This is a genomic window from Streptomyces sp. TRM70350, assembly GCF_019219825.1.
Taxonomy (GTDB): Bacteria; Actinomycetota; Actinomycetes; order Streptomycetales; family Streptomycetaceae; genus Streptomyces.
This window is the reverse complement of record NZ_JAHUXH010000006.1, coordinates 45644-65469: the sequence shown is the minus strand read 5'-3', so window position 1 is coordinate 65469 and position 19826 is coordinate 45644. Positions and strand designations below refer to the sequence as shown.

The window sequence follows — 19826 nt, the reverse complement described above, 5'->3', positions numbered from 1 at the left end:
TCAGACGACCAGTGCGGTCGATCAGACGACCAGTGGGGTCGATCAGACGACCAGTGGGGTCGATCAGACCGCTGCCACCGCCACCCCCGCCTCCTCGAACCGCCGGACCATGTCCTCCTCCACCGCCGCGTCCGTGACCAGCGTGTCCACCAGTTCGGTACCGCAGATCCGGGCGAAGGCACGCCGTCCCAGCTTGCTGGAGTCGGCCGCGACGACCACCCGCTCGGCGCGCTCGCACAGCAGCCGGTTGATCGCGGCCTCCGCCTCGTCGTGGGCCGTCGCCCCGTCCACGACGTCGAGCGCGACGACCCCGAGCACCGCCACGTCCAGCGTGATCTGGCTCAGCACACCGTCCGCGAGCGGCCCGATGAGTTCGTACGACTGGGCCCGCGCGACCCCGCCCGTGACCACGATCTTGAACTGGGGGCGCACGGCCAGCTCGTTGGCGATGTTCAGCGCGTTCGTGACGACGGTCAGCGCGGGCGAGCCGGAGGCGAGGTCGCCGCGCACGGCCAGGGCCCGTGCCACCTCGGTGGTGGTCGTGCCGCCGGTCAGCCCGACCGCCTCGCCGGGCGTGATGAGGTCGGCGACCGCCTGGGCGATGCGCTGCTTCTCGGAGGCGCGGCGGGCGGTCTTGTAACGCAGGGGCAGTTCGTACGACACCCCGTGGACCACCGCGCCGCCACGGGTGCGGACGAGCATCTGCTGCTCGGCGAGCCGGTCGAAGTCCCGGCGGATCGTCGCCGCCGACACCTCCAGCTCGGCGGCGGCCTCCTCGACGTCCAGCCGACCGCGCTCGACGAGCAGTTCCAGCAGCGCCTTCCAGCGGGCGTCCCGCGACATCCGTTCCTCCGTCCGCGTTCCTCGTCCCGTGACCCTAGCGGACCTCCCACTGGGCCGGATTGCTTGATCCTGCTCGAAAATGCACTGTACCTTGCAGGAACAATCACATGCAGGCGTCTGTAGGGAGGGGTACGGCATGACACACGTCGAGGACGAGCTGCGCAGCCAGCCGGAGTGCTGGAACCGGGCCGCGGTGCTCGCGCCGGAGCACCGCGGGGCGCTGCCCGCGCCGGGGGAGCGGGTCGCGATCGTCGGATGCGGCACCTCGTACTTCATGGCGCAGTCCGCCGCGGCCCTGCGCGAGGGTGCCGGGCAGGGCGAGACCGACGCCTTCGCCGCCTCGGAGTTCCCGCACGGCCGCAGCTACGACCGCGTCCTCGCCCTGAGCCGCTCCGGCACCACCACCGAGGTGCTCGACCTGCTCCGGAAGGTGAACGGACGTACCCGCACCTCCGCCATCACCGCCGACCCGCACACGCCCGTCACGGACGCCGCCGACGACGTGGTCGTACTCGACTTCGCCGACGAGCGGTCGGTCGTACAGACCCGCTTCGCCACCACCGCGCTCACCCTGCTCCGCGCCCACCTGGGCCTGCACACCGACGCCGTCATCACGGACGCCCGCACCGCACTGGCCACGGACCTGCCCGAAGGACTCGTCGGGCGCGGCCAGTTCACCTTCCTCGGCACCGGCTGGACCGTGGGGCTCGCCCACGAGGCCGCCCTGAAGATGCGCGAGGCGGCCCAGGCCTGGACCGAGTCCTACCCGGCGATGGAGTACCGGCACGGCCCCCTCAGCATCACCACACACGGCACCGCGACCTGGATGCTGGGTCCCGCGCCCGAAGGACTCGCCGAACAGGTCCGGGCCACCGGCGGACAGTGGGTGGCGGCCGACCTCGACCCGCTCGCCGAACTCATCCGAGCCCAGCGCCTCGCAGTCGCCGCCGCAACAGCCCGCGGCCTCGACCCCGACCGGCCCCGCCATCTCACCCGCTCGGTGATCCTGTGAGCGGCGCCGGAAGGGACGAGGGGGAAGCCGTGCCCAGCGACCGCGTGATCCTGTCAGCCGCGCCCGCGGGGGGAGCCACGTGTCTTGTGACCGGGTGGTGCTGTGAGTCGCGCCCGCAGGGGAAGTCGAGCGTCTTGTGACCGCGCGGCGCTGTGAGTCGCGCCCGCAGGGGAAGTCGAGCGTCTTGTGACCGCGCGGCGCTGTGAGTCGCGCCCGCAGGGGAAGTCGAGCGTCTTGTGACCGCGCGGCGCTGTGAGTCGCGCCCGCAGGGGGAAGCCGAGCGTCCTGTGACCGCGTGGTGCTCTGCGTAGCCCCGCAAGGGGAAGCCGACCACCCGTTCCCCCCGTGACCCTCTGAACAAGCCCCGCAGGGAGAAGCTGAGCTCCCCGACGGCCGCGCGGTGCTGTGAGCCGCGCCCGCAGGGGAAGCCGTGGCCCCTGCGACCGCGTGGTCCTGTCAGCCGCGCCCGCAAGGAGAAACCGAGCCCCGTGACCGCGCGGTCCTCCGAGCAGCCCCGCGAGGGGAGACCGAGCCCCGTGCCCCAGTGACCATCTGAGCAGCCCTGCGAGGGGAGACCGAGCCCCCGCCCCCCCGTCACCCTCCGAGCAGCCCCGCAAGGGGAGACCCAGCCCCGTGCCCCCGTGACCCTCTGAGCAACCCCCACAAGGAGAAGCCATGCCCCTGGTGACCACTGGCGAGCTCGTCACGCGTGCCGGTCAGGCCCACTCCGCCGTCGCCGCCTTCAACATCATCACGCTGGAACACATCGAGGCCGTCATCGCGGGCGCCGAGTCCGTCCAGAGCCCCGTCGTCCTCCAAGTCAGCGAGAACGCCGTCAAGTTCCGCTACGGCCGACTGCTCCCGCTCGCCCGCGCCGCCGTCGCCGCCGCCGAACGGGCCGCCGTACCCGTCGGGTTGCACCTCGACCACATCCAGAGCGACGGCCTGCTCCGGCAGGCGCCGGACGCCGGGTTCAGCTCCGTCATGTACGACGCCGCGCGCCTGCCCTACGCCGAGAACCGCGCCGCGACCCGCGCCGCAGCCGACTGGGCGCACGCCCAAGGGCTGTGGATCGAGGCCGAGTTGGGTCAGGTCGGCGGCAAGGACGGACAGTCAGCGCTGGACGCCCACGCGCCCGGCGCCCGTACCGACCCCGACCAGGCCAGGGCCTTCGTCGCGGACACGGCGGTGGACGCGCTGGCCGTCGCCATCGGCAGCAGCCACGCCATGACCACCCGCACGGCCACCCTCGACCACGCCCTCCTCAAACGCCTCTCCGGCACCCTGGACGTCCCCCTCGTCCTGCACGGCTCCTCAGGAGTCCCGGACGACGAACTCACCGCGGCGGTCGCGGGCGGCATCACCAAGGTCAACGTCGGTACCGCCCTCAACATCGCCATGACCGGCGCGATCAGGGAGTTCCTCGCCGCGCACCCGGAGGCCGTCGACTCGCGCACGTACCTCAGCGTCGGCCGGGAGGCGATGGTCCGGACGGTGGCGGGGATCCTGCGTACGCTCGGCGCGCCTACCGCTTGACGGCCTTCAGCACCACGAACTTCGGGTCGCTCGCCACGAGTTCGCTGTTCCCGAACAGCCGCCGCAGCCTTACGTGGTACCCGAGATGGCGGTTGCCGATCACCCACAGCTCACCGCCCGGCCGCAACGTCCGCCGCGCCCCCGTGAACATCCGCCACGCGGTCGCGTCGGTCGTCGCCTGGTGGGAGTGGAAGGGCGGGTTGTTCAGGACCAGGTCGACACTGCCGGACGGCACCCCGGCCAGCCCGTCCCCGACCCGGAACTCGGCGTGCCCGGGCACCCCGTTCGCCCGGTACGTCGCCTCCGCCGAGGCCACGGCCTGGAACGACTCGTCCACGAACAGCACCTCGGCGGCCGGATCGGCCAGCGCCACCGCCGTACCGACGACACCGTTGCCGCACCCAAGGTCCACCACCCGGCGCGCCGCCCCGCGCGTCCGCGGCAGATGCGCGAGGAAGAACCGCGTGCCGATGTCGAGCCGGTCGGCGCAGAAGACGCCCGCGTGGTTGACCACCGTGCGCCCGGACACCGTGCCGATGCCTTCGGGCAGCGTGTAGCTGTACGGCCACGGGTTCGCGGGCCGCTCCAGCGACGGATCCGGTGTGCAGAAGATCAGCCGGGCCTTCTTCACCGCGAGCGAGGTACGCGTCGGGCCGAGGATCCGCTCGAAGAGGCTCAGCGTCGAGGTGTGGATCTCCTTCACCATGCCGGTGCCGACGACGACCGTGCCCTCGTGCACGGCGGGCGCCAGCCGCAGCAACTGGTCCTCCAGCAGCGCCAGGCTCTTCGGGACACGCACGAGGAGCACATCGATCCGCTCGGGCGGGGAGTCCTGCGTGGTGAGCAGCGACACGGTGCCCGGCTCGACGCCGCACCGGGCGAGGTTGGCCCGGGTCGCCTCCCGGGCGAGGTAGGAGTCGGTGATCTGTACCGGCGCGTGTTTCGCCAGCGCCGTGACCAGCGCGCCCCAGCGGTCCCCGAGCACCACGACCGTGCCGGACAGCGGGACTTCCTGGTCCGCGAGATGCCTGAGCAGATACTCGTCGGAGGCGTCCCACGCGCGCAGGCGGTCACGCGGGTCCTCGGGAAAACGGGTCGGCGCAAGCTCGCCCCAGGGCGTCGTCATACGGTCGTTCATCGTGCCGTCCAGGCTAGCGGAGCCGCAGCTCACGGCCGGTGCGGGAGGATGGAGGGCATGGACGCCGAGCTGTTCCCCAGGGACCCTACGGAGATCGCGCCCGGCGCGGTGCACGTGCCGGGCTGGCTGGACGGGGACGGCCAGCGTGAGCTGCTGCGCGCCTGCCGGGAGTGGGCGCGGCCACCCGCCGGGCTGCGCACCGTCCGCACCCCGGGCGGCGGCACCATGACCGCCCGGCAGGTCTGCCTGGGCTGGCACTGGTACCCGTACGCCTACGCCCGCACGGTCGTCGACGGCGACGGCACCCCGGTGAAGCCCTTCCCGGCCTGGCTCGGCGCACTGGGCCGGGGTGCGGTGACCGACGCGCTCGGTGCTCAGGCGGCGACCGGAGCCTCGTACGACATCGCGCTGATCAACTTCTACGACGCCGACGCCCGCATGGGGATGCACCGCGACAGCGACGAGAAGTCGGACGCGCCGGTGGTGTCCCTGAGCCTCGGGGACACCTGCGTCTTCCGCTTCGGCAACACCGAGAGCCGGTCGCGCCCGTACACGGACGTCGAGCTGCGCAGCGGCGACCTGTTCGTGTTCGGGGGGCCGTCGCGGCGCGCCTACCACGGGGTGCCGCGGGTGCGGCCGGGGACGGCGCCGGACTGGCTGGGGCTGACCGGGCGGCTGAACATCACCCTGCGGGTGAGCGGCTTCCAGGCGGTGGCCGCCGGGACGAAACGGATCATGGGAGACTCGCCCTCATGAGCGGCAAGGCGGACCCCCGGGCGGCGGGGGAAGGGACCACCTCAAGAACGCGGTTGGACCGGGGGCGCGGAGCGCTCGGCCCCGCGTTGGAGCTCGTGCACACCGGGCGGGCCCCGACCCGCGCCGTCCTCACCGCCGAACTCGGCGTCACCCGGGCCACGGCGGGCGCGGTCGCCGCGGAACTGGAGGCGCTCGGCCTGATCCGGGTCGACGCCCGGCCCGGTGCCGCCGCCGGTTCCCAGGGCCGCCCCTCGCACCGGCTGGAACTCGCCGAGGGCGGCCCCGTGGCGCTCGCCGCGCAGGTGCACGCCGACGGCTTCCGGGCCGCCCTGGTCGGCCTCGGCGGGCGGATCGTCGCCACCGCGCCCGGCTGCGAGACCGTCGACGCCGACCCGGCGAAGGTCCTCGGCTCGGTGGTGGAGGCGGGCGCCGGGTTGCTGCGCGAGACCGGGCGGCGCTGCGTGGGCGCCGGGCTCGCCGTGCCGTCGGCGGTCGCCGAACCGGCCGGGCTGGCGCTCAACCCACTGCACCTGGCGTGGCCGGCGGGGGCACCCGTGCGGGAGATCTTCGCCGAGTGCGTTCGCGCGGCCGGGATCACCGGGCCCGCGTTCGCGGCCAACGACGTCAACCTCGCCGCGCTCGCCGAGCACCGGCACGGCGCCGGTCGTGGCGCCCGCGACCTGCTGTGCGTGGCCACCGGGCACCGCGGCGTCGGCGGCGCGCTGGTGCTCGACGGGCGGCTGCACATGGGCAGTTCGGGCCTGGCACTGGAGGTCGGCCACCTCACCGTCAACCCCGAGGGCCGCCCCTGCCACTGCGGCAGCCGCGGCTGCCTGGACGTCGAGGCCGACCCGCTGGCCTTCCTCACCACGGCGGGCCGCGACCCCGGCCCCGAGGTGTCCCTGCTGAAGCAGGCCAACGACCTGATCCGGCACGAGTACACCGACCCCGCCGTCCGCACGGCCGCCGAGGCGCTCATCGACCGGCTGGGGCTGGGCCTCGCCGGTCTCGTGAACATCCTCAACCCCGACCGGATCATCCTGGGCGGCCTGCACCGCACCCTCCTGGACGCCGATCCCGAGCGACTGCGGGCGGTGGTCGCCGACCGCAGCCTGTGGGGGCAGAGCGGCGGAGTGCCGATCCTGGCCTGCTCCCTGGACCACAACAGCCTGGTCGGAGCGGCCGAGTTGGCCTGGCAGCCGGTGCTGGACGATCCGCTGGGGGCGCTGACGGCGGCGTGACGGAGGCCGGTGCACAGGGCGGCGCAAAGGGGCGCCGCTGCTACGGCGCGGCGCCGCCGTCGATGTGATTCTGGGCCTCGCCGTAGCGGTCCAGGGCCTTCGTGTACCTACATGGTCGGCAACTGCTCCCGCACGGCCCGCCTCGGCGCCCGCCGTGGGGCCCACGCCCGCCAGGCTCAGGCCGTCGGTGGACATCGCCCGGCGCCGGTCAGCGCCACTCCACGGAGAAGGCCCGTGCCGGGTTCTCGGTGAGCATGCGTTCCACCACCTCGACCCCCACCGCCAGTTCGAGCCTCGGCCGCACCCGGCGCAGCAGATACGGCATCCCGGGGCCGCCGCTCACCGAACGCGCCCCGGCGGTGGCGGTGTCGCCCCCGAGGAGCAGACGATCCGCGCATCCGCCGGCCTCGGCCAGCGCCCGTACGGCGTTCGGCATGCGCCAGTCCGTGGCGTGGTGGGCGCGGGACGGGCCGTCGAAGGCCAGGTAGGCACCTGCCTCGGCGGCCTGGCGGTGCACGACGAAGTCGGGGGAGCGGTTGAGGTGCCCGAGGACCACCCGGTGCGGCGGCACAGCCAACTCCCCGCACAGCAGGTCCAGTACGTCGAGTGCGCCCGTGCCCAGCTCCAGGTGGACGGCGACCGGCGCGCCGGTCGCGTGGTGGGCCTCGGCCGCGGCGGCCATGGTCCAGCGGGCGTGCGCGTCCAGCGTGTGGAACCCGCCCGCGACCTTGACGAACCCCGCACGGACGCCCGACGTGCCGATGCCCTCCGTCAGTTCGGCGACGAACACGTCCACGAGCCGCCCGCGCAGCCGCTCCAGCGTCCCCTCGCCGTAGTGACCGGCCTGGTGCAGCCCCGTCGCGGCCACCACATGCACCCCGCTCTCCCGGGCGAGCGCGGGCAGATCGGCGGCCCGCCGCCCCAGCCCGTACGGCGTCCACTGCACCACGCCGCCCCCGCCCTGCGCGCGGAACGCGGCCATCTCGGCCCGCGCCGCAGCGGCGTCCCGGAGCTCCTGACCGGGCAGCAGGGGAGTGGAGAGGAACAGGTGATCGTGCGCGTCGCACACGCCGAGGTGCTCGGGGAGGACATCCCCCAGCACCGTGCGGACCGTGCTCACCACTGGCGCCCCCGCGGCAGCGACTCCCGCTCCGGCGCGGACAGACGCAGCACCTGGAACACCTCACCCTCGGCCTTGGCCGTGTGGTCCGCCCAGAGCGAGAAGTGGACCAGCTCCCAGCGCGCGGCGTCCACGGCCGCGGCCGCACACAGCGCACCGTCCTGGGCGGCCAGCCGCTCCGCCTCGCGCACCGCGTCCCCGGCCACCTCCGACAGCACCACACCCTCCGGCACGGGTGTGCTCCTGCGGACGGCCACGCGCGCGTGCGCACCGACGGCGCCGCCCTCCTCGTACGCCAGACCCGCCCACTGCCGCACCACAGGTCGCCCGAAGTCGTCGCTGAGGCCCTGGAATCCGCCTCCCCAGAGGAAGGAGTTCAGGCCCTCCACGGTGCGCCACAGGTAGAAGGGCGCGTACTGGTTGACCGGCGATCCGTGCACCCCGCGCTCGCGGATCAGATACGCCTTGAAGCCCAGTCCTGCCCAGTCGTCCAGCAGATGCCCGAGGCGTGCCACGCGCGCGCGGATGACGTCCATCTCGTAGTCGGCGGGCAGGGTGAGCTGGTACTGCATGGCGTGCATCGGATCAGTCCCCTCGGGTGGGCGGCGGGGCGAGCAGGGCCAGCAGCCCACGGACCCCCGTGTCGAAGGCGGCCGGGGACCCGGACGCGCGGGCCAGGACGTAACCGCCCTGCACGGTCGCGACGATCGCCGCGGCGATCTCCTCGCCGTCCAGGTGTGGCGCGAACTGCCCCTGCTCCTGGCCCTGCTCGACCAGTGCCGCGAGTCGTTCGCGGAGCCAGTCGAGGGTCTCGTCGACGGGGGCGCGCAGCTCGTCGCTCGCGATCACGTCCGGGTCCATGGTCAGCCGGCCCACCGGGCAGCCGCGCAGCACATCGCGCTCGCGCCGCAGATACGCCTCGATCCGTTCGTACGGCGTTCCGGGACCGCCGAGTACTCCCTCGGCGGTAGCCCGCATCTCCTCGGCGGTCCGCCGGATCGCGGCCAGGGCGAGGTCCGGCTTGCCCTTGAAGTGGTGGTACATGCTGCCCTGTCCGGCGCCCGCGCGCTCCAGGATCGCCTTCGGGCTCGTCCCCACATAGCCGCGCTCCCACAGCAGCTCACGGGTGGACTCGATCAGTCGCTCCGAGGTGCTCATGAACCCACTGTACATACTAGTAGTTACAGAACGCCGGCCCCGTCCTGGGAGGGCGTGGGCGTGGGCGGGGCGTGGCCGCCGTGGAACGGGTCGCCGCGCGGTACGGAAACCCGGACGTGCGGACCCGCGAGGAGTACGCGCAGTCCTCGCACTGGGCCTGCTGCGGGTCGTCGGCCAGACCCGGCCCCAACTTCGGGCCATGGTCCGCTGGGAGTCAGTCCTGGTCGCCGCGTTCGGTACGGCGGGCTGGCGGGCTCGGCCTCGGTGCCTTCCTCGGCTGGGTCCTGGCGGCGGCCTCCGACGGCGCGAGCGACAGCGCCTTTCACCTTGAGCGTGCCGCCCTTGCACCTGGCGGTGGTGGCGCTGGTGGGCCTCGTGGCCGGAGCCCTCGCGGGGCCGCGCTCGGCCCGGCGTGCCGCCCGGCTGGACGTACTGCGGGCGATCGCCACGGAGTGACGCCGTTCGGCGAGTCCCGCGCGGCCCGCTCACCGCCCGGTCAGCCGACAACGGCCGACCGGGCGGGAGTGTGTTCGGGCGCGCGGCCGACGGGCTCGACGTCCGCGAAGCGGCGCGCGGGCTCCGTGGCCGTGCGGCGGGCCGGGCGCGGCGGTGCCTTCACGGCCGGGGTCGTCGTGGGCAGCGTGAACCAGACGACCTTGCCGTTGTCGCCGTCCGGCCGTACGCCCCAGCTCTCGCTCATCGCCGCCACCATCGCGAGCCCACGCCCGCAGGTGGCCAGCGGATCCGCGTCCGCAACGACGGGTAGGCGCGGGTCGTGGTCGCGCACCGAGACCATGAGCCGGTCGAGCAGCAGCTCGATCTCCACGGTGCACGTCTTGTCGGGTTGGGCATGCCGGTGGACGTTCGAGAGCAGCTCCGTCACACCGAGCGCCGCTCGGTCTATCAGGGGATCAAGATGCCAGTAGCGCAACTGCGCAGATACGATTCTGCGGACCTGGCCGATCCGCGACGGCAGGGCTTGGAGCTCCACCGTGCAGTGCCTGCTTGGGTGACTGATCACGGCTGCGACTCCCCGACGTGAGGTCCGGAAGAACACGGAGTTCGGATCCAGCAGCGCCTGCGTGAAACGGCCGCCTGCTGTCGTGGCCGGCGGGCTGGTTCGCAGCGTTATCGCCGGTAAACCCAGAGTGACGTGAGACCAGAGTGGCGCAAGGGGTGTGGGGCTGCAACTCGCGGCGTTCGGGGCGGAGTGTGGCGCCGCAGGTTCTCGGCCACCGTGGTACGTCACCGCCGATCCCCGGCCACCGTGGTGCGTCGCTGCCGCTCCCCGGCCCGGGCATTCGTCGGTCGCCCGTCAGCTGCCACGGCCCGCAGCCCTGCGTACGGCCTCTATGAACCGGCGTGCCGCGGGTGGGCCCGGCTCGCCCGGGGCGGGGTCGTGCTCGCCCAGGGTCAGCACATACCGCTTGCCGTTGAGGTCGGCCAGCGCGCGGTCCCCGGAGGCGAACCACGGCTTCGACGCCCGCACCGCCTGCACCGGCGCGCTGTCGATCTCGCTGCCGTAGCTGGTGAGCAACTCCACCCGGCCGCCGCTGATCCGGACCTGCCCGGCCCGGGTGAGCGAGCGCAGACCCTTCCCGATCCGCACGCCCAAGGCCCTGAACTCCGGCTCCGCCATACCCTCCTGCCCCCTCGTCGCCCGCGGGTCCTGTACGGGGTGTCCGTCCCACCCGGTGCAGTCTGCCCGCCACCGAAGTCGCGCACCAGTGCGCACGTCACCCGGGCATAGGCCACCCGGTGCACTCACGCGAATGCGCCCCCGAGGGGGGCCGGGGCGTGGTGCGTTCCTGCCGGTGCGGGGTGCGAGGCGCGGTCCCTCGCGAGGAGGTGCGGTGATCTCTCGCGAGGAGATACATGACGCTCTCCTGGGAGGCCGGGCCCTGGCGGTCGTCCGTACGGCGCCTGCGTGGCGTTTCGTCGAGGGGTGTCGCGTGGTGGTCCGCTGGGAGGCTGGTGCAGTGATGGGTCTCGTGAGGCGGTGCGTGGTGGTCCCGCGCGAGGCTGGCGTCTTGTGTCGCCTGTGTGGCGTCTGCGTGGCGCTCCGCCGAGGGTGTCGCGTGGTGGTCCGCTGGGAGGCTGGTGCAGTGATGGGTCTCGTGAGGCGGTTGTGTCGGTCTCTCGCGAGGCTGGCGTGCGGCGGTCGTCTGCGGGGCGTCTGCGCGAGGTTCGAGGCGACGATGGGCGTCGTGAGGCGGTGTGTGGGCGGTCTCTTGCGAGGCGGGCTTGTGGCGGCGTGTGTGTGGTGTCTGGTCTGCGTGGCGTTCCGCCGAGGGGTGTCGCGTGGTGGTCAGCCGGGAGGTCGGTGTGCGACGGGTCGCGCGGGGCGGTGGATTACGGCTGCTCGCGAGCCTGCGCACGGCGGTCTCCCCGAGCGTCTGCGCGGCATCCCCCGCAAAGGGACGGTCGAGCAGTCCACCGACCCCGCCCCCAGCGCCCCCTTTGAGCCGCCCAAAGATGCGTTTATGCAGGTGAGAAGCGTGCGCAAGCTGTTTATGATCGGGGTGTCGGCCGCGCGACGCGCCGTCGGCGTGCAGCCCTAAGGAGCCCCGCCGTGATCACCCCCCAGCAGACCCGGACCGGCGCCACTCTCGACGTCGACCGTACCGACGCCGCCTACCGCGTCTGGCTCAAGGACGCCGTCCGCAAGGTGCAGGCCGACGCCAACCGCTCGGCCGACACGCACCTCCTCCGCTTCCCGCTGCCGGAACACTGGGGCATCGACCTCTACCTCAAGGACGAGTCGACCCACCCCACCGGCAGCCTCAAGCACCGCCTCGCCCGCTCGCTCTTCCTCTACGGCCTCTGCAACGGCTGGATCCGCCCCGGCCGCCCGGTGATCGAGGCGTCCAGCGGCTCGACGGCGGTCTCCGAGGCGTACTTCGCGAAACTGATCGGCGTCCCCTTCATCGCGGTGATGCCGCGCACGACCAGCGCCGAGAAGTGCCGCCTGATCGAGTTCCACGGCGGCCGGTGCCACTTCGTGGACGACTCCCGCAGGATGTACGAGGAGTCCGCCCGCCTCGCGGCCGAGACCGGCGGCCACTACATGGACCAGTTCACCTACGCGGAACGGGCCACGGACTGGCGCGGCAACAACAACATCGCCGAATCCATCTTCCGCCAGCTGGAGTTGGAGCGCTTCCCGGAGCCGACGTGGATCGTCGCCACGGCCGGCACCGGCGGCACCTCCGCGACCATCGCCCGCTACGTCCACTACATGCAGTACGACACCCGCGTATGCGTCGCCGACCCGGAGAACTCCTGCTTCTTCGAGGGCTGGACCACTGGCGATCCGGACGTCACCTGCGACTGCGGCTCCCGTATCGAGGGCATCGGCCGGCCCCGTATGGAGCCGAGCTTCGTGCCCGGCGCGATCGACCGCATGATGAAGGTGCCGGACGCGGCGAGCGTCGCCGCGGTGCGTGCCCTGGAGCAGGCCATCGGCCGCAAGGCGGGCGGCTCGACGGGCACCGGTCTGTGGAGCGCCCTGAAGATCGTCGCCGAGATGGTCGCCGAGGGACGTACCGGCAGCGTGGTCACCCTGCTGTGCGACCCGGGCGACCGCTACCTCGACAAGTACTACTCGGACGCCTGGCTGGCCGAGCAGGGCCTGGACATCGCCCCGTACAGCGCGGCGATCGAGTCGCTGCTGGCCACGGGCGTCTGGCCGGACTGACGCGCCACGGCGCCCGGCGCCCTACCGCGCCAGCCGCCGGTCCAGCGCCGTCACCGCGTCCCGGAACGCCCGCCCGAAGCCCGGTCGCGCCAGCCTCATCACCGCCCGGAACACCGGCGGCCCGTCGGCCGCGAACGTCCACCGCACCCGCGTACCGCCACCGGCCGGCGCGAGCCGCCACTCCTCGACGAGCGCGCGGACGCCCGGCGCGTTGGTCTCGTCGACGCGATACGCGTACGCCTCGGGCGCCTTCGCCACGAGAACCGTCTCCGCGAACCGCGTACCGCCCCGCAGCCGGACCTCCCGCCCGCTGTCGGTCGGCCGGGCCAGCGTCACCGCCGAGAACCACTCCGTCCAGCCGGCCACGTCCTCGGCGAGCGCGCGGAAGACCGGCTCCGGGGGAGCGGCGATCTCCCGTGCGAAGACCAGCCGTACCGGAGCGGACAGCAAGAAGTCGACGTCCACCGGACGCAGACGGCGCGCCATACGAAACCCCCTGGGCGACGAGCAGGCACCGGGCCGCTCACCCTAGTTGGCGATCCGTCGGATGTCTGCGCCGGGAACGGGGTCAGAGCTCGTCGGCGCCCTCGTCCTCGCCCGCCACGATCAGATGCCGCAGATGCTCCGCGATCTCCTCCCGCGCCTCGGCGGCCAGCCCGGCGTCGGTCACCAGCGTGTCGACCTGGTCCAGCGTCGCGAACGAACTCAGGCCCACCGTGCCCCACTTGGTGTGGTCGGCGACCACCACGACCCGGCGCGCCGACTGCACCAGCCGCCGGTTCGTCTCGGCCTCCGCGAGGTTCGGCGTCGACAGACCGGCCTCCGCCGATATCCCGTGCACACCGAGGAACAGCACGTCGAAGTGGAGCGTGGCGATCGCCTGGTCGGCCACCGGCCCCACCAGCGAGTCGGACGGCGTGCGTACCCCGCCGGTCAGCACCACCGTGGCCGCACCCTGCCGCTGGCCGGACGAGCGCTGCGACGAGTGGAAGACGTCCGCCACCCGCACCGAGTTCGTGACGACGGTCAGGTCGGGGACCTCCAGCAGATGATGCGCCAGCGCATACGTCGTCGTACCGCCCGACAGCGCGATCGCCGAACCCGGAGCCACCAGCTCCGCCGCGGCCTTCGCGATGTCCTCCTTGGCGCTCAGCTCCAGACCCGACTTGGCCTCGAAGCCCGGCTCGTGGGTGCTCGCCTCCAGCACCGGCACCGCACCGCCGTGCACCTTCTCCAGGACGCCCTGGCGGGCCAGCGCGTCCAGATCGCGGCGGACGGTCATGTCCGACACGCCGAGCTTGCGGGTCAGCTCGTTGACCCGCACGCCGCCGCGCCGCCGCACCTCGTCCAGGATCAGGGCGCGCCGCTGCTCCGCGAGGAGGTTCTGATTCTCACTCACGTACGCTCCGGTCCTTTCGTCAAGCCGTCCGACACGCCCTCGCACCTGCTCCGACTAGGACATTCTCCCGCCCCTGGTGCGTTGGCGTCCCATATTCGCACGGCTTGGCCCGCGCCGCGCCACCGGCTGCGCGACGCGCACATGTCACCTAGGTCTCATCGGTTGCTCGCTCCTCACCCGGATCGGGGAGATTCCGTGTCGAGGGGTGTGCATCGCCCCGCCAGGGGAGATCCTGTGTCCCGCATGGACATGCCGACGGCGCGTCCTGGGGGATGTGCACACGACACGGGGGAAGTGCGAAGAGTGGAAAGCGCGCAGGAACGCGGCTTGAACGACGGGGTGACCGGCCCCGTGCCCCGGCCCGCGAAGGCCGGGGCCACCCTGGAACTGCTGGTCCACGGCGTGGGCGGGGCCACGCCCGAGCACATGCTCGACGACCCGCGCACCGTGCGGGTCTCCGGCGACGACACGGCGGCCGTCTTCCGCCGCGCCGACGACGTCGAGGCGGAGAGCCGTCCCACCGACCCCGACGGGCGCCCGGTGCCCGAGGCGTACGTCTGGTGCAACCTCACCTCCGGAAACGGCGCGCGAGCCCTGTGGCTGCTGTTACTGCCGTTCATGGTGGCCAACCTCGCCCACTGGATGCGCCCCACGGCCCGCGACCGGGCGCGCACCATCCGGCTCTACGGGCTGCTGGTGCGGCTCGTCGGCCTCAGCCTGACCGTGCTGCTGGTCGCGGCCGCCTGCGAGGTCGCCCTGGACCTCACGGCGTGGCAGTGCGCGGGCACGCGGGCGTGCGCCGAGCGGCACACCTGGCTGGACTTCCTGTCGCCCACCGCGTCCGGCGACGGCTGGTGGAGCCCGCCGGGCCGCCGCCTGGCCCTGGCGTCCCTGGTGCCCGCCGCCCTGGTCGGCCTCCTCTGGTACCTCTCCCGGCGCACCTGGAGCGCCTACGAGTCCGAACGGCCGCTCGTCCGCGACCCCGGCGAGGACACCGCCCGCAGCGCGCTGGGCCGCCCCGGCTTCTGGTACGGCCGGCGCCTGGTCGCCCGGCTGCGCGGCGCCCACACCGCCGCGGGCCTGCTCACGGTGGCCGCGGCCGTCGCCCAGGCCGCCGCCCGGCACGACCGCGAGGCCGGCGGCCCGGCCGCCCTGGAGGCCCTGGGGTGGCTGCTGGAGGCGGCGCTCGTGCTCGGCGCCGTGGTGGTGGTCGTGGTGGTCTGCCGACGCGGCCGCAGCGAGAAGCACCTCGACCGGGAGATCGACGCCTCTCCCGTACGACACCTGCCGCTCGGCGCGCTCGTCCTGCTCGTCCTCACCCTGGTGTACGCCTGCTGGGAGCGCCCGGGGTGGGAATCCGACGGCCGGCTGCCGGGCGACGCGGCCTTCGGCGGCATCGCCCTGGTCCAGGGCCTGCTGGTGATCGTCCTCGCGGTCGTCGCCCACCTGCTGTACCGCAGCGACCCCGACCCGCGCACCGCGATGCGGGGCCTGGCCGGACCCGCCGTCGCGATGCTGGCCTGCGCGCTGGGCGGGGTGATGTCCGGCGGCGTGTCGCAGCGGGTCGCCGACTGGGTGGACGGCACCCGGGCGTCCATCCCCGGCGCACCGGTCCTGCTGACGTGGCAGGCGTCCGTGATCCCGCCGCTGCTCGTGGTCCTGCTGCTGCTCGCCGGGTGGCAGGCCTGGCGCACCCTGGGGCTGGCCCGCGCCGAGCGCGCCGTCGTGGAACGCGACTACGCGGGCGAGGCCGAGGACCGCGACCGTACCCGCCGTATCGCACGCACTCGCGCGATGGCCACGCTCACCGACCGCGGCCCCCTCTTCGTCGCCGCCGTCTCCACCGTCTCCCTGATCCTGGGCACCGGCGCGCTGGCCGGCGCCATGACGACCGACAAGACCCCGAGCGAGGCCGCGCAGCACACCCACCCCTTCGTCCACGGCGCCGTGGACACCGCCCAGGCCCTCGGCTCCTGGCTGATCGGGCTCGGCTTCATCCTGTTCGTCACCCTGGGCCGCCGCGCCTACAAGGACAGGTCCGCGCGCCGCACCATCGGCGTCCTGTGGGACGTCGGCACCTTCTGGCCGCGCGCCGCCCACCCCTTCTCACCGCCCTGCTACGCCGAGCGCGCGGTGCCCGACCTGACCTGGCGGATCACCACCTGGACCCGCACGACGGGCGGGCGCCTGGTGCTCTCCGGCCACTCCCAGGGCAGCGTCCTGGCCGCCGCCGCGGCCTGGCAACTGAGCCCGGCCGTGCGCAAGCGGGTCGCGCTGCTGACGTACGGCTCACCGCTGGGGCGCCTGTACGGCCGCTGGTTCCCGGCCCACTTCGGCCCGGCCGCCCTCGCCGCCCTGCACGACGAGGTCGACTGCTGGCGCAACCTGTACCGCGTCACCGACCCGATCGGCGGCCCCGTACGACTGCCCGACGGCGACGGCCCGCGGGTCGACTGCGCGCCCATGAAGGACCCCCTGGCCCACGCCCGCAGCGACCTGCACCCCCTGCCCGCCCCGATCCTCGGCCACTCCGACTACCAGGCCGACCCCGCCTTCGACCGAGAACGCAGCCACCTACTCGACCGGCTCCACCCCGACCTACCGGGCCAGCGCCCCGGGGCCGGGCTCTGAGCAGGTCGGGGGGGGGGAGCGACGGCCACGACGGTGCCGCAGACGATCGACGGCATATCGCGGCACTTCCTGCGGAGCCCTCAGCGCTCACGCGAGGTCGGGCAGGTCCTCCGCGTACAGCAGGGTCAGGTCGTCCGTGCTCGGTTCGTCGAACTGGGCGACCCGGCTCGCGTGGCGTTCCACCATCGCCTCGAAGGTCTGCCGCGCGGTGCGGCCGTTGCCGAACGCGGGGCCCTTCGGGATCGCCGTGAAGTACTTCAGCAGCGCCTCCGCGGCACCTGGCGCCAGCCGGTACTCGTGCTCCTCCGCCTGCTGCTCCACGATCCGCAGCAGCTCCTCGGGGCCGTAGTCGCTGAAGGTGATGGTGCGTGAGAAGCGCGATGCCACCCCGGGGTTGACGGACAGGAAGCGCTCCATCTCGGCCGTGTAGCCCGCGACGATCACCACGACCGCGTCCCGGTGGTCCTCCATCAGCTTCACGAGCGTGTCGATGGCCTCCTTGCCGAAGTCCCGGCCCGCGTCCTCCGGGGACAGCGCGTACGCCTCGTCGATGAACAGCACACCGCCACGCGCCCGTTCGAACGCCTCCTGGGTGCGGATGGCGGTCGAACCGATGTGCTCGCCGACCAGGTCGACACGGGACACCTCGACCAGGTGGCCCTTGTCCAGCACACCGAGCGAGGCGAGGATCTCGCCGTACAGCCGCGCGACCGTGGTCTTGCCGGTGCCGGGGGAACCCGTGAAGACCAGGTGCCGCTTGACCGACGCGGCCTTCAGGCCCGCCTGCTGCCGGCGCCTGCCCACCTCGATCATGTCGGTGAGGGCCCGCACCTCGCGCTTGACGCTCTCCAGGCCCACCAGAGCGTCCAGTTCGCCCAGGACGGCCTTGGAGGTCCGGGCCGGTGGCTGAGGCTGTGCGGCGGCGACGAGCGGCTCCTGCTCGGTGGTGCGCTGCCCGGGGATCGCGCCCAGCAGCCCCGGCGACTGACCGGCCGTCTGGACGGTGGGCTCGGGGGGTGCCGTGGGCGTGCGCAGCCCCGCGCTCTCGTCGCTGGTGCAGTCCTCGACGACCGGCCCCACGCCCGACTCGGCGTCGGGACCGCCGTCCGCGAACTCGTAACCGCCGCGCGCGCAGCGTTCCGTACGGCACTTCCTGAGCGTCGTACGGCAGCCGTCGAGCACATGGAAGCCGTACCCGCCGCTGCCCCTCACCCGGCAGTTGAGGAAGCTGCCGCGGCCGCCCGCCGAGACGTAGAAACCGGCCTCGGCGGGGGAGTCGACCGTGCACCGCTCGATGGTGGGGTCGGCACCCTTGGTGACGATCACGCCGGTCTGGGTGCCGTCCAGCGTGCAGTTGTTGAGGGTGCCGCCGCTGCCGTGGTCGCGGAACCACGCGCCGGTCGCGGCGTCCCGGATCCGGCAGTCGTCGAGCTGCGCGGTCGCCCCGTCGCTCACCGACACGGCCGTGTTGCGCACCTGGGACAGGTCGCTGTCGACGACGTCCGCGCGCGAGCCGCGGTCCAGGACGAACAGCGCGTCGGGCACGTCGTGCACCCGGCAGGAGTCCAGCACCACCGTGGCGCCGTCGCTGACCCACACCGCCGGGTAGTCGCCGGTGCTGTCGAAGATCTCGCACTGGTTGGCGTCCACGCGTGTGCCCGGGTCCCACACCGACAGGCCGTTGCGCCCGAACTGCCGCACGCTGGTGCGCGTCAGCGTCAGGACGGAGCGGGAGCGCAGGTCGACCGCGTTCTCGGGGATGTCGTGGATACGGCAGTCGGCGAGGGTGAGCACCGCGTCCGTGTCGAGGGTGACACCGTCGGCCGTGGTGCGGTGCACGTCGCAGTCGGTGAGGTGGGCGGTGGCCCGGCCGGTGATCTGCACCCCGCTGCCCCGGACCTCGTACACCTCGCAACCCACCGCCTCCAGCGCGGAGTTCTCGCCGGTCGCGGTGAGGCCCGAACCCGAGGCGTGGTGCACCCGGCAGCGGTCCAGACGTGGATGCGCGCCCCCGCGCACCGCCACGCCGGCCTGCCCGGCCGCGACGACCTCGCAGTCCTCGAACACCCCGCCCCCGCCGTCGACCACCGCGATCCCGATGCCCGCCGGATTGTCGACGGTGCACCGCCGCACGGTCGGCCGCGCGCTCCCGCGCACCTCGATCCCGGCGGCGGATCGCGTGACCACCCGCACGTCGGTCAGCTCCGGCGCGCCCTCCTCGACGAGCAGCGCGGGCGCGGCCGCGTCCTGGCCCTCGACATGCAGGTCCTGAACCACCGCGGAGGCGCGCACGGTGAGCGGCACCCCGTCGAGGGGCGCGATCCGCACGGAGCCGGGCGAGCCCTCGGGGCCGCGCAGGGTCACCGCCCGCTGGACGACGAGGTTCTCCCGGTAGGTTCCCGGGGCGACGGTGAGCACATCACCGTCGGCCGCGGCCTCCAGGGCGGCGGCCAGCGATGGGTACTCACCCGTGCGGCGCCGCCACCGCGATGTACCGGCGTGCGTCACCTGGACCGTGCCCTGTGCCATGGCGTTGTTGTGCCCCCACCTCGGTCGTACTGATGGCTCGTTCGCCCTCGGGCCGACGCGCCCCTGAACTGGCTCGCGCGCAGGTCGATGCCGAAGTTCGCTTCGGCCGGTCCACCGTAGCGTGCGCGCGGACGCCGGGTTGACCGGAGCCGGAAGGCTGTCAGCTGCCGGTGCCGGTCCTGCCCCAGTCCGGGCCCACCCGGTTCCATGCCTGGTCCCAACGGGCGTACCGGCGAAGGACCATGCGCCCGACGATCAGCCGTCTGACGCCCTCGGCCAGACACGCGGTCAGCAGCGCCGCGCCGAACCCGGCGAGGACGGCGTGCGTCGTCGCCGTGGCGGGGTCCAGTGGGCGGGCCACCATGCGCCCCCGCTCGTCCGTCCATATCGCGAACCGGTCGCCCGGCTCGGGGGACTTGAGGTGGGTGACGACCGGGCCGTTCAGGTCGGTGCCGTCCGGGGCGGTCCAGTGGGCGAGCACGCGCGTCCTGCTGTCCCGCGAGGCCGTCTCGGGGTCGGCGGCAAGCGTGGAAGCCTCCAGTTCCCGGACGACGGTGGCCGTCACCAGGTGCCGGGAGGCGCGCTGTTCGCGGACGGACTGCTGGAGGCTGTCCTGGGCGGCGGAGCCGGCGAGGAAGCCGATCACGGGCGCGACGAGGAGGATCAGCAGCAGGGCGGCCAGCGCCACCCAGGCCTCGACGAGATCGGTCGTGCGGCGCAGTGGATTGTGCCGCCAGCGCCACAGGCCGCGAACAGCGCGCATGTC

At 73.4% G+C, this 19826-nt stretch carries 17 protein-coding genes and 1 pseudogene; 7 read left to right on the top strand and 11 right to left on the bottom strand.

The window, feature by feature from the left end:
- Positions 1–63: 63 nt before the first annotated feature.
- Positions 64–843, bottom strand: coding sequence for a DeoR/GlpR family DNA-binding transcription regulator (locus tag KWI83_RS11765; protein ID WP_218514267.1), 780 nt, complete (start codon positions 841–843; stop codon positions 64–66).
- 136 nt (positions 844–979) lie between these two features.
- Here KWI83_RS11765 and KWI83_RS11760 point away from each other — a divergent pair, with 136 nt between their 5' ends.
- Both KWI83_RS11760 and KWI83_RS11755 read left to right on the top strand, forming a co-directional pair.
- Complete coding sequence (locus tag KWI83_RS11760; protein ID WP_218514266.1) at positions 980–1855, top strand: SIS domain-containing protein; 876 nt, start codon at positions 980–982, stop codon at positions 1853–1855.
- Positions 1856–2530: 675 nt separating this feature from the next.
- Positions 2531–3391: a class II fructose-bisphosphate aldolase gene (locus KWI83_RS11755; RefSeq protein WP_218514265.1), complete on the top strand. Its 861-nt coding sequence runs from the start codon at positions 2531–2533 to the stop codon at positions 3389–3391.
- On the opposite strand, the gene KWI83_RS11750 is transcribed toward KWI83_RS11755, so the two are convergent.
- Positions 3381–4517 (bottom strand): methyltransferase, encoded by a 1137-nt coding sequence (locus KWI83_RS11750; RefSeq protein WP_218514524.1) that lies wholly within the window; start codon positions 4515–4517, stop codon positions 3381–3383. The two genes, KWI83_RS11755 and KWI83_RS11750, sit on opposite strands and share 11 nt — an antisense overlap.
- A gap of 69 nt (positions 4518–4586) precedes the next feature.
- Here KWI83_RS11750 and KWI83_RS11745 point away from each other — a divergent pair, with 69 nt between their 5' ends.
- The gene (locus tag KWI83_RS11745) at positions 4587–5285 is read left to right on the top strand and encodes an alpha-ketoglutarate-dependent dioxygenase AlkB (RefSeq protein WP_218514264.1); all 699 of its coding nucleotides are present in this window, start codon (positions 4587–4589) and stop codon (positions 5283–5285) included.
- The gene (locus KWI83_RS11740) at positions 5282–6526 is read left to right on the top strand and encodes an ROK family protein (RefSeq protein ID WP_218514263.1); all 1245 of its coding nucleotides are present in this window, start codon (positions 5282–5284) and stop codon (positions 6524–6526) included. Before KWI83_RS11745 ends, KWI83_RS11740 begins: the two co-directional genes overlap by 4 nt.
- Before the next feature lie 208 nt (positions 6527–6734).
- On the opposite strand, the gene KWI83_RS11735 is transcribed toward KWI83_RS11740, so the two are convergent.
- Genes KWI83_RS11735 through KWI83_RS11725 form a run of 3 tightly spaced genes read right to left on the bottom strand, consistent with a single transcriptional unit; the run spans position 6735 to position 8819 of the window.
- Positions 6735–7646, bottom strand: coding sequence for a phosphotriesterase (locus KWI83_RS11735; protein WP_218514262.1), 912 nt, complete (start codon positions 7644–7646; stop codon positions 6735–6737).
- Positions 7643–8227, bottom strand: coding sequence for a DUF4865 family protein (locus tag KWI83_RS11730; protein WP_218514261.1), 585 nt, complete (start codon positions 8225–8227; stop codon positions 7643–7645). The genes KWI83_RS11735 and KWI83_RS11730 overlap by 4 nt, the downstream gene beginning before the upstream one ends.
- 4 nt (positions 8228–8231) lie before the next feature.
- Positions 8232–8819, bottom strand: a complete 588-nt coding sequence (locus KWI83_RS11725) for a TetR/AcrR family transcriptional regulator (RefSeq protein WP_218514260.1) — start codon at positions 8817–8819, stop codon at positions 8232–8234.
- 35 nt (positions 8820–8854) lie between these two features.
- On the opposite strand from KWI83_RS11725, the pseudogene KWI83_RS11720 reads away from it, so the two are divergent.
- A pseudogene (locus tag KWI83_RS11720) lies at positions 8855–9260 on the top strand (FtsX-like permease family protein); the annotation flags it as partial.
- Positions 9261–9300: 40 nt separating this feature from the next.
- On the opposite strand, the gene KWI83_RS11715 reads toward KWI83_RS11720, so the two are convergent.
- Together KWI83_RS11715 and KWI83_RS11710 are read right to left on the bottom strand one after the other, a co-directional pair.
- The gene (locus KWI83_RS11715; protein WP_218514259.1) at positions 9301–9825 is read right to left on the bottom strand and encodes an ATP-binding protein; all 525 of its coding nucleotides are present in this window, start codon (positions 9823–9825) and stop codon (positions 9301–9303) included.
- Between the two features lie 294 nt (positions 9826–10119).
- Positions 10120–10443, bottom strand: a complete 324-nt coding sequence (locus KWI83_RS11710; protein ID WP_218514258.1) for a hypothetical protein — start codon at positions 10441–10443, stop codon at positions 10120–10122.
- A gap of 933 nt (positions 10444–11376) precedes the next feature.
- On the opposite strand from KWI83_RS11710, the gene KWI83_RS11705 reads away from it, so the two are divergent.
- Positions 11377–12501: a PLP-dependent cysteine synthase family protein gene (locus tag KWI83_RS11705; RefSeq protein ID WP_218514257.1), complete on the top strand. Its 1125-nt coding sequence runs from the start codon at positions 11377–11379 to the stop codon at positions 12499–12501.
- A gap of 21 nt (positions 12502–12522) precedes the next feature.
- On the opposite strand, the gene KWI83_RS11700 is transcribed toward KWI83_RS11705, so the two are convergent.
- Both KWI83_RS11700 and KWI83_RS11695 read right to left on the bottom strand, forming a co-directional pair.
- On the bottom strand, positions 12523–12987 hold the full coding sequence (locus KWI83_RS11700) for an SRPBCC family protein (RefSeq protein WP_218514256.1): 465 nt from the start codon (positions 12985–12987) through the stop codon (positions 12523–12525).
- Between the two features lie 82 nt (positions 12988–13069).
- Positions 13070–13900: a DeoR/GlpR family DNA-binding transcription regulator gene (locus KWI83_RS11695; protein WP_218514255.1), complete on the bottom strand. Its 831-nt coding sequence runs from the start codon at positions 13898–13900 to the stop codon at positions 13070–13072.
- A 303-nt stretch (positions 13901–14203) separates the two neighbouring features.
- On the opposite strand from KWI83_RS11695, the gene KWI83_RS11690 reads away from it, so the two are divergent.
- Complete coding sequence (locus tag KWI83_RS11690; RefSeq protein WP_374106294.1) at positions 14204–16531, top strand: hypothetical protein; 2328 nt, start codon at positions 14204–14206, stop codon at positions 16529–16531.
- An 87-nt stretch (positions 16532–16618) separates the two neighbouring features.
- Here KWI83_RS11690 and KWI83_RS11685 read toward each other — a convergent pair whose 3' ends face one another.
- Both KWI83_RS11685 and KWI83_RS11680 read right to left on the bottom strand, forming a co-directional pair.
- Positions 16619–19060, bottom strand: coding sequence for a right-handed parallel beta-helix repeat-containing protein (locus KWI83_RS11685; protein ID WP_218514253.1), 2442 nt, complete (start codon positions 19058–19060; stop codon positions 16619–16621).
- Between the two features lie 160 nt (positions 19061–19220).
- Complete coding sequence (locus tag KWI83_RS11680) at positions 19221–19823, bottom strand: hypothetical protein (RefSeq protein ID WP_218514252.1); 603 nt, start codon at positions 19821–19823, stop codon at positions 19221–19223.
- Between the last annotated feature and the right edge of the window lie 3 nt (positions 19824–19826).

Bases quoted from the DNA above. Each gene is read 5' to 3' on its own strand.
- KWI83_RS11765 (WP_218514267.1), bottom strand. From the start codon at position 843: ATGTCGCGGGACGCCCGCTGGAAGGCGCTGCTGGAACTGCTCGTCGAG.
- KWI83_RS11760 (WP_218514266.1), top strand. From the start codon at position 980: ATGACACACGTCGAGGACGAGCTGCGCAGCCAGCCGGAGTGCTGGAAC.
- KWI83_RS11755 (WP_218514265.1), top strand. From the start codon at position 2,531: ATGCCCCTGGTGACCACTGGCGAGCTCGTCACGCGTGCCGGTCAGGCC.
- KWI83_RS11750 (WP_218514524.1), bottom strand. From the start codon at position 4,517: ATGACGACGCCCTGGGGCGAGCTTGCGCCGACCCGTTTTCCCGAGGAC.
- KWI83_RS11745 (WP_218514264.1), top strand. From the start codon at position 4,587: ATGGACGCCGAGCTGTTCCCCAGGGACCCTACGGAGATCGCGCCCGGC.
- KWI83_RS11740 (WP_218514263.1), top strand. From the start codon at position 5,282: ATGAGCGGCAAGGCGGACCCCCGGGCGGCGGGGGAAGGGACCACCTCA.
- KWI83_RS11730 (WP_218514261.1), bottom strand. From the start codon at position 8,227: ATGCACGCCATGCAGTACCAGCTCACCCTGCCCGCCGACTACGAGATG.
- KWI83_RS11725 (WP_218514260.1), bottom strand. From the start codon at position 8,819: ATGTACAGTGGGTTCATGAGCACCTCGGAGCGACTGATCGAGTCCACC.
- KWI83_RS11710 (WP_218514258.1), bottom strand. From the start codon at position 10,443: ATGGCGGAGCCGGAGTTCAGGGCCTTGGGCGTGCGGATCGGGAAGGGT.
- KWI83_RS11700 (WP_218514256.1), bottom strand. From the start codon at position 12,987: ATGGCGCGCCGTCTGCGTCCGGTGGACGTCGACTTCTTGCTGTCCGCT.
- KWI83_RS11685 (WP_218514253.1), bottom strand. From the start codon at position 19,060: ATGGCACAGGGCACGGTCCAGGTGACGCACGCCGGTACATCGCGGTGG.
- KWI83_RS11680 (WP_218514252.1), bottom strand. From the start codon at position 19,823: ATGCGCGCTGTTCGCGGCCTGTGGCGCTGGCGGCACAATCCACTGCGC.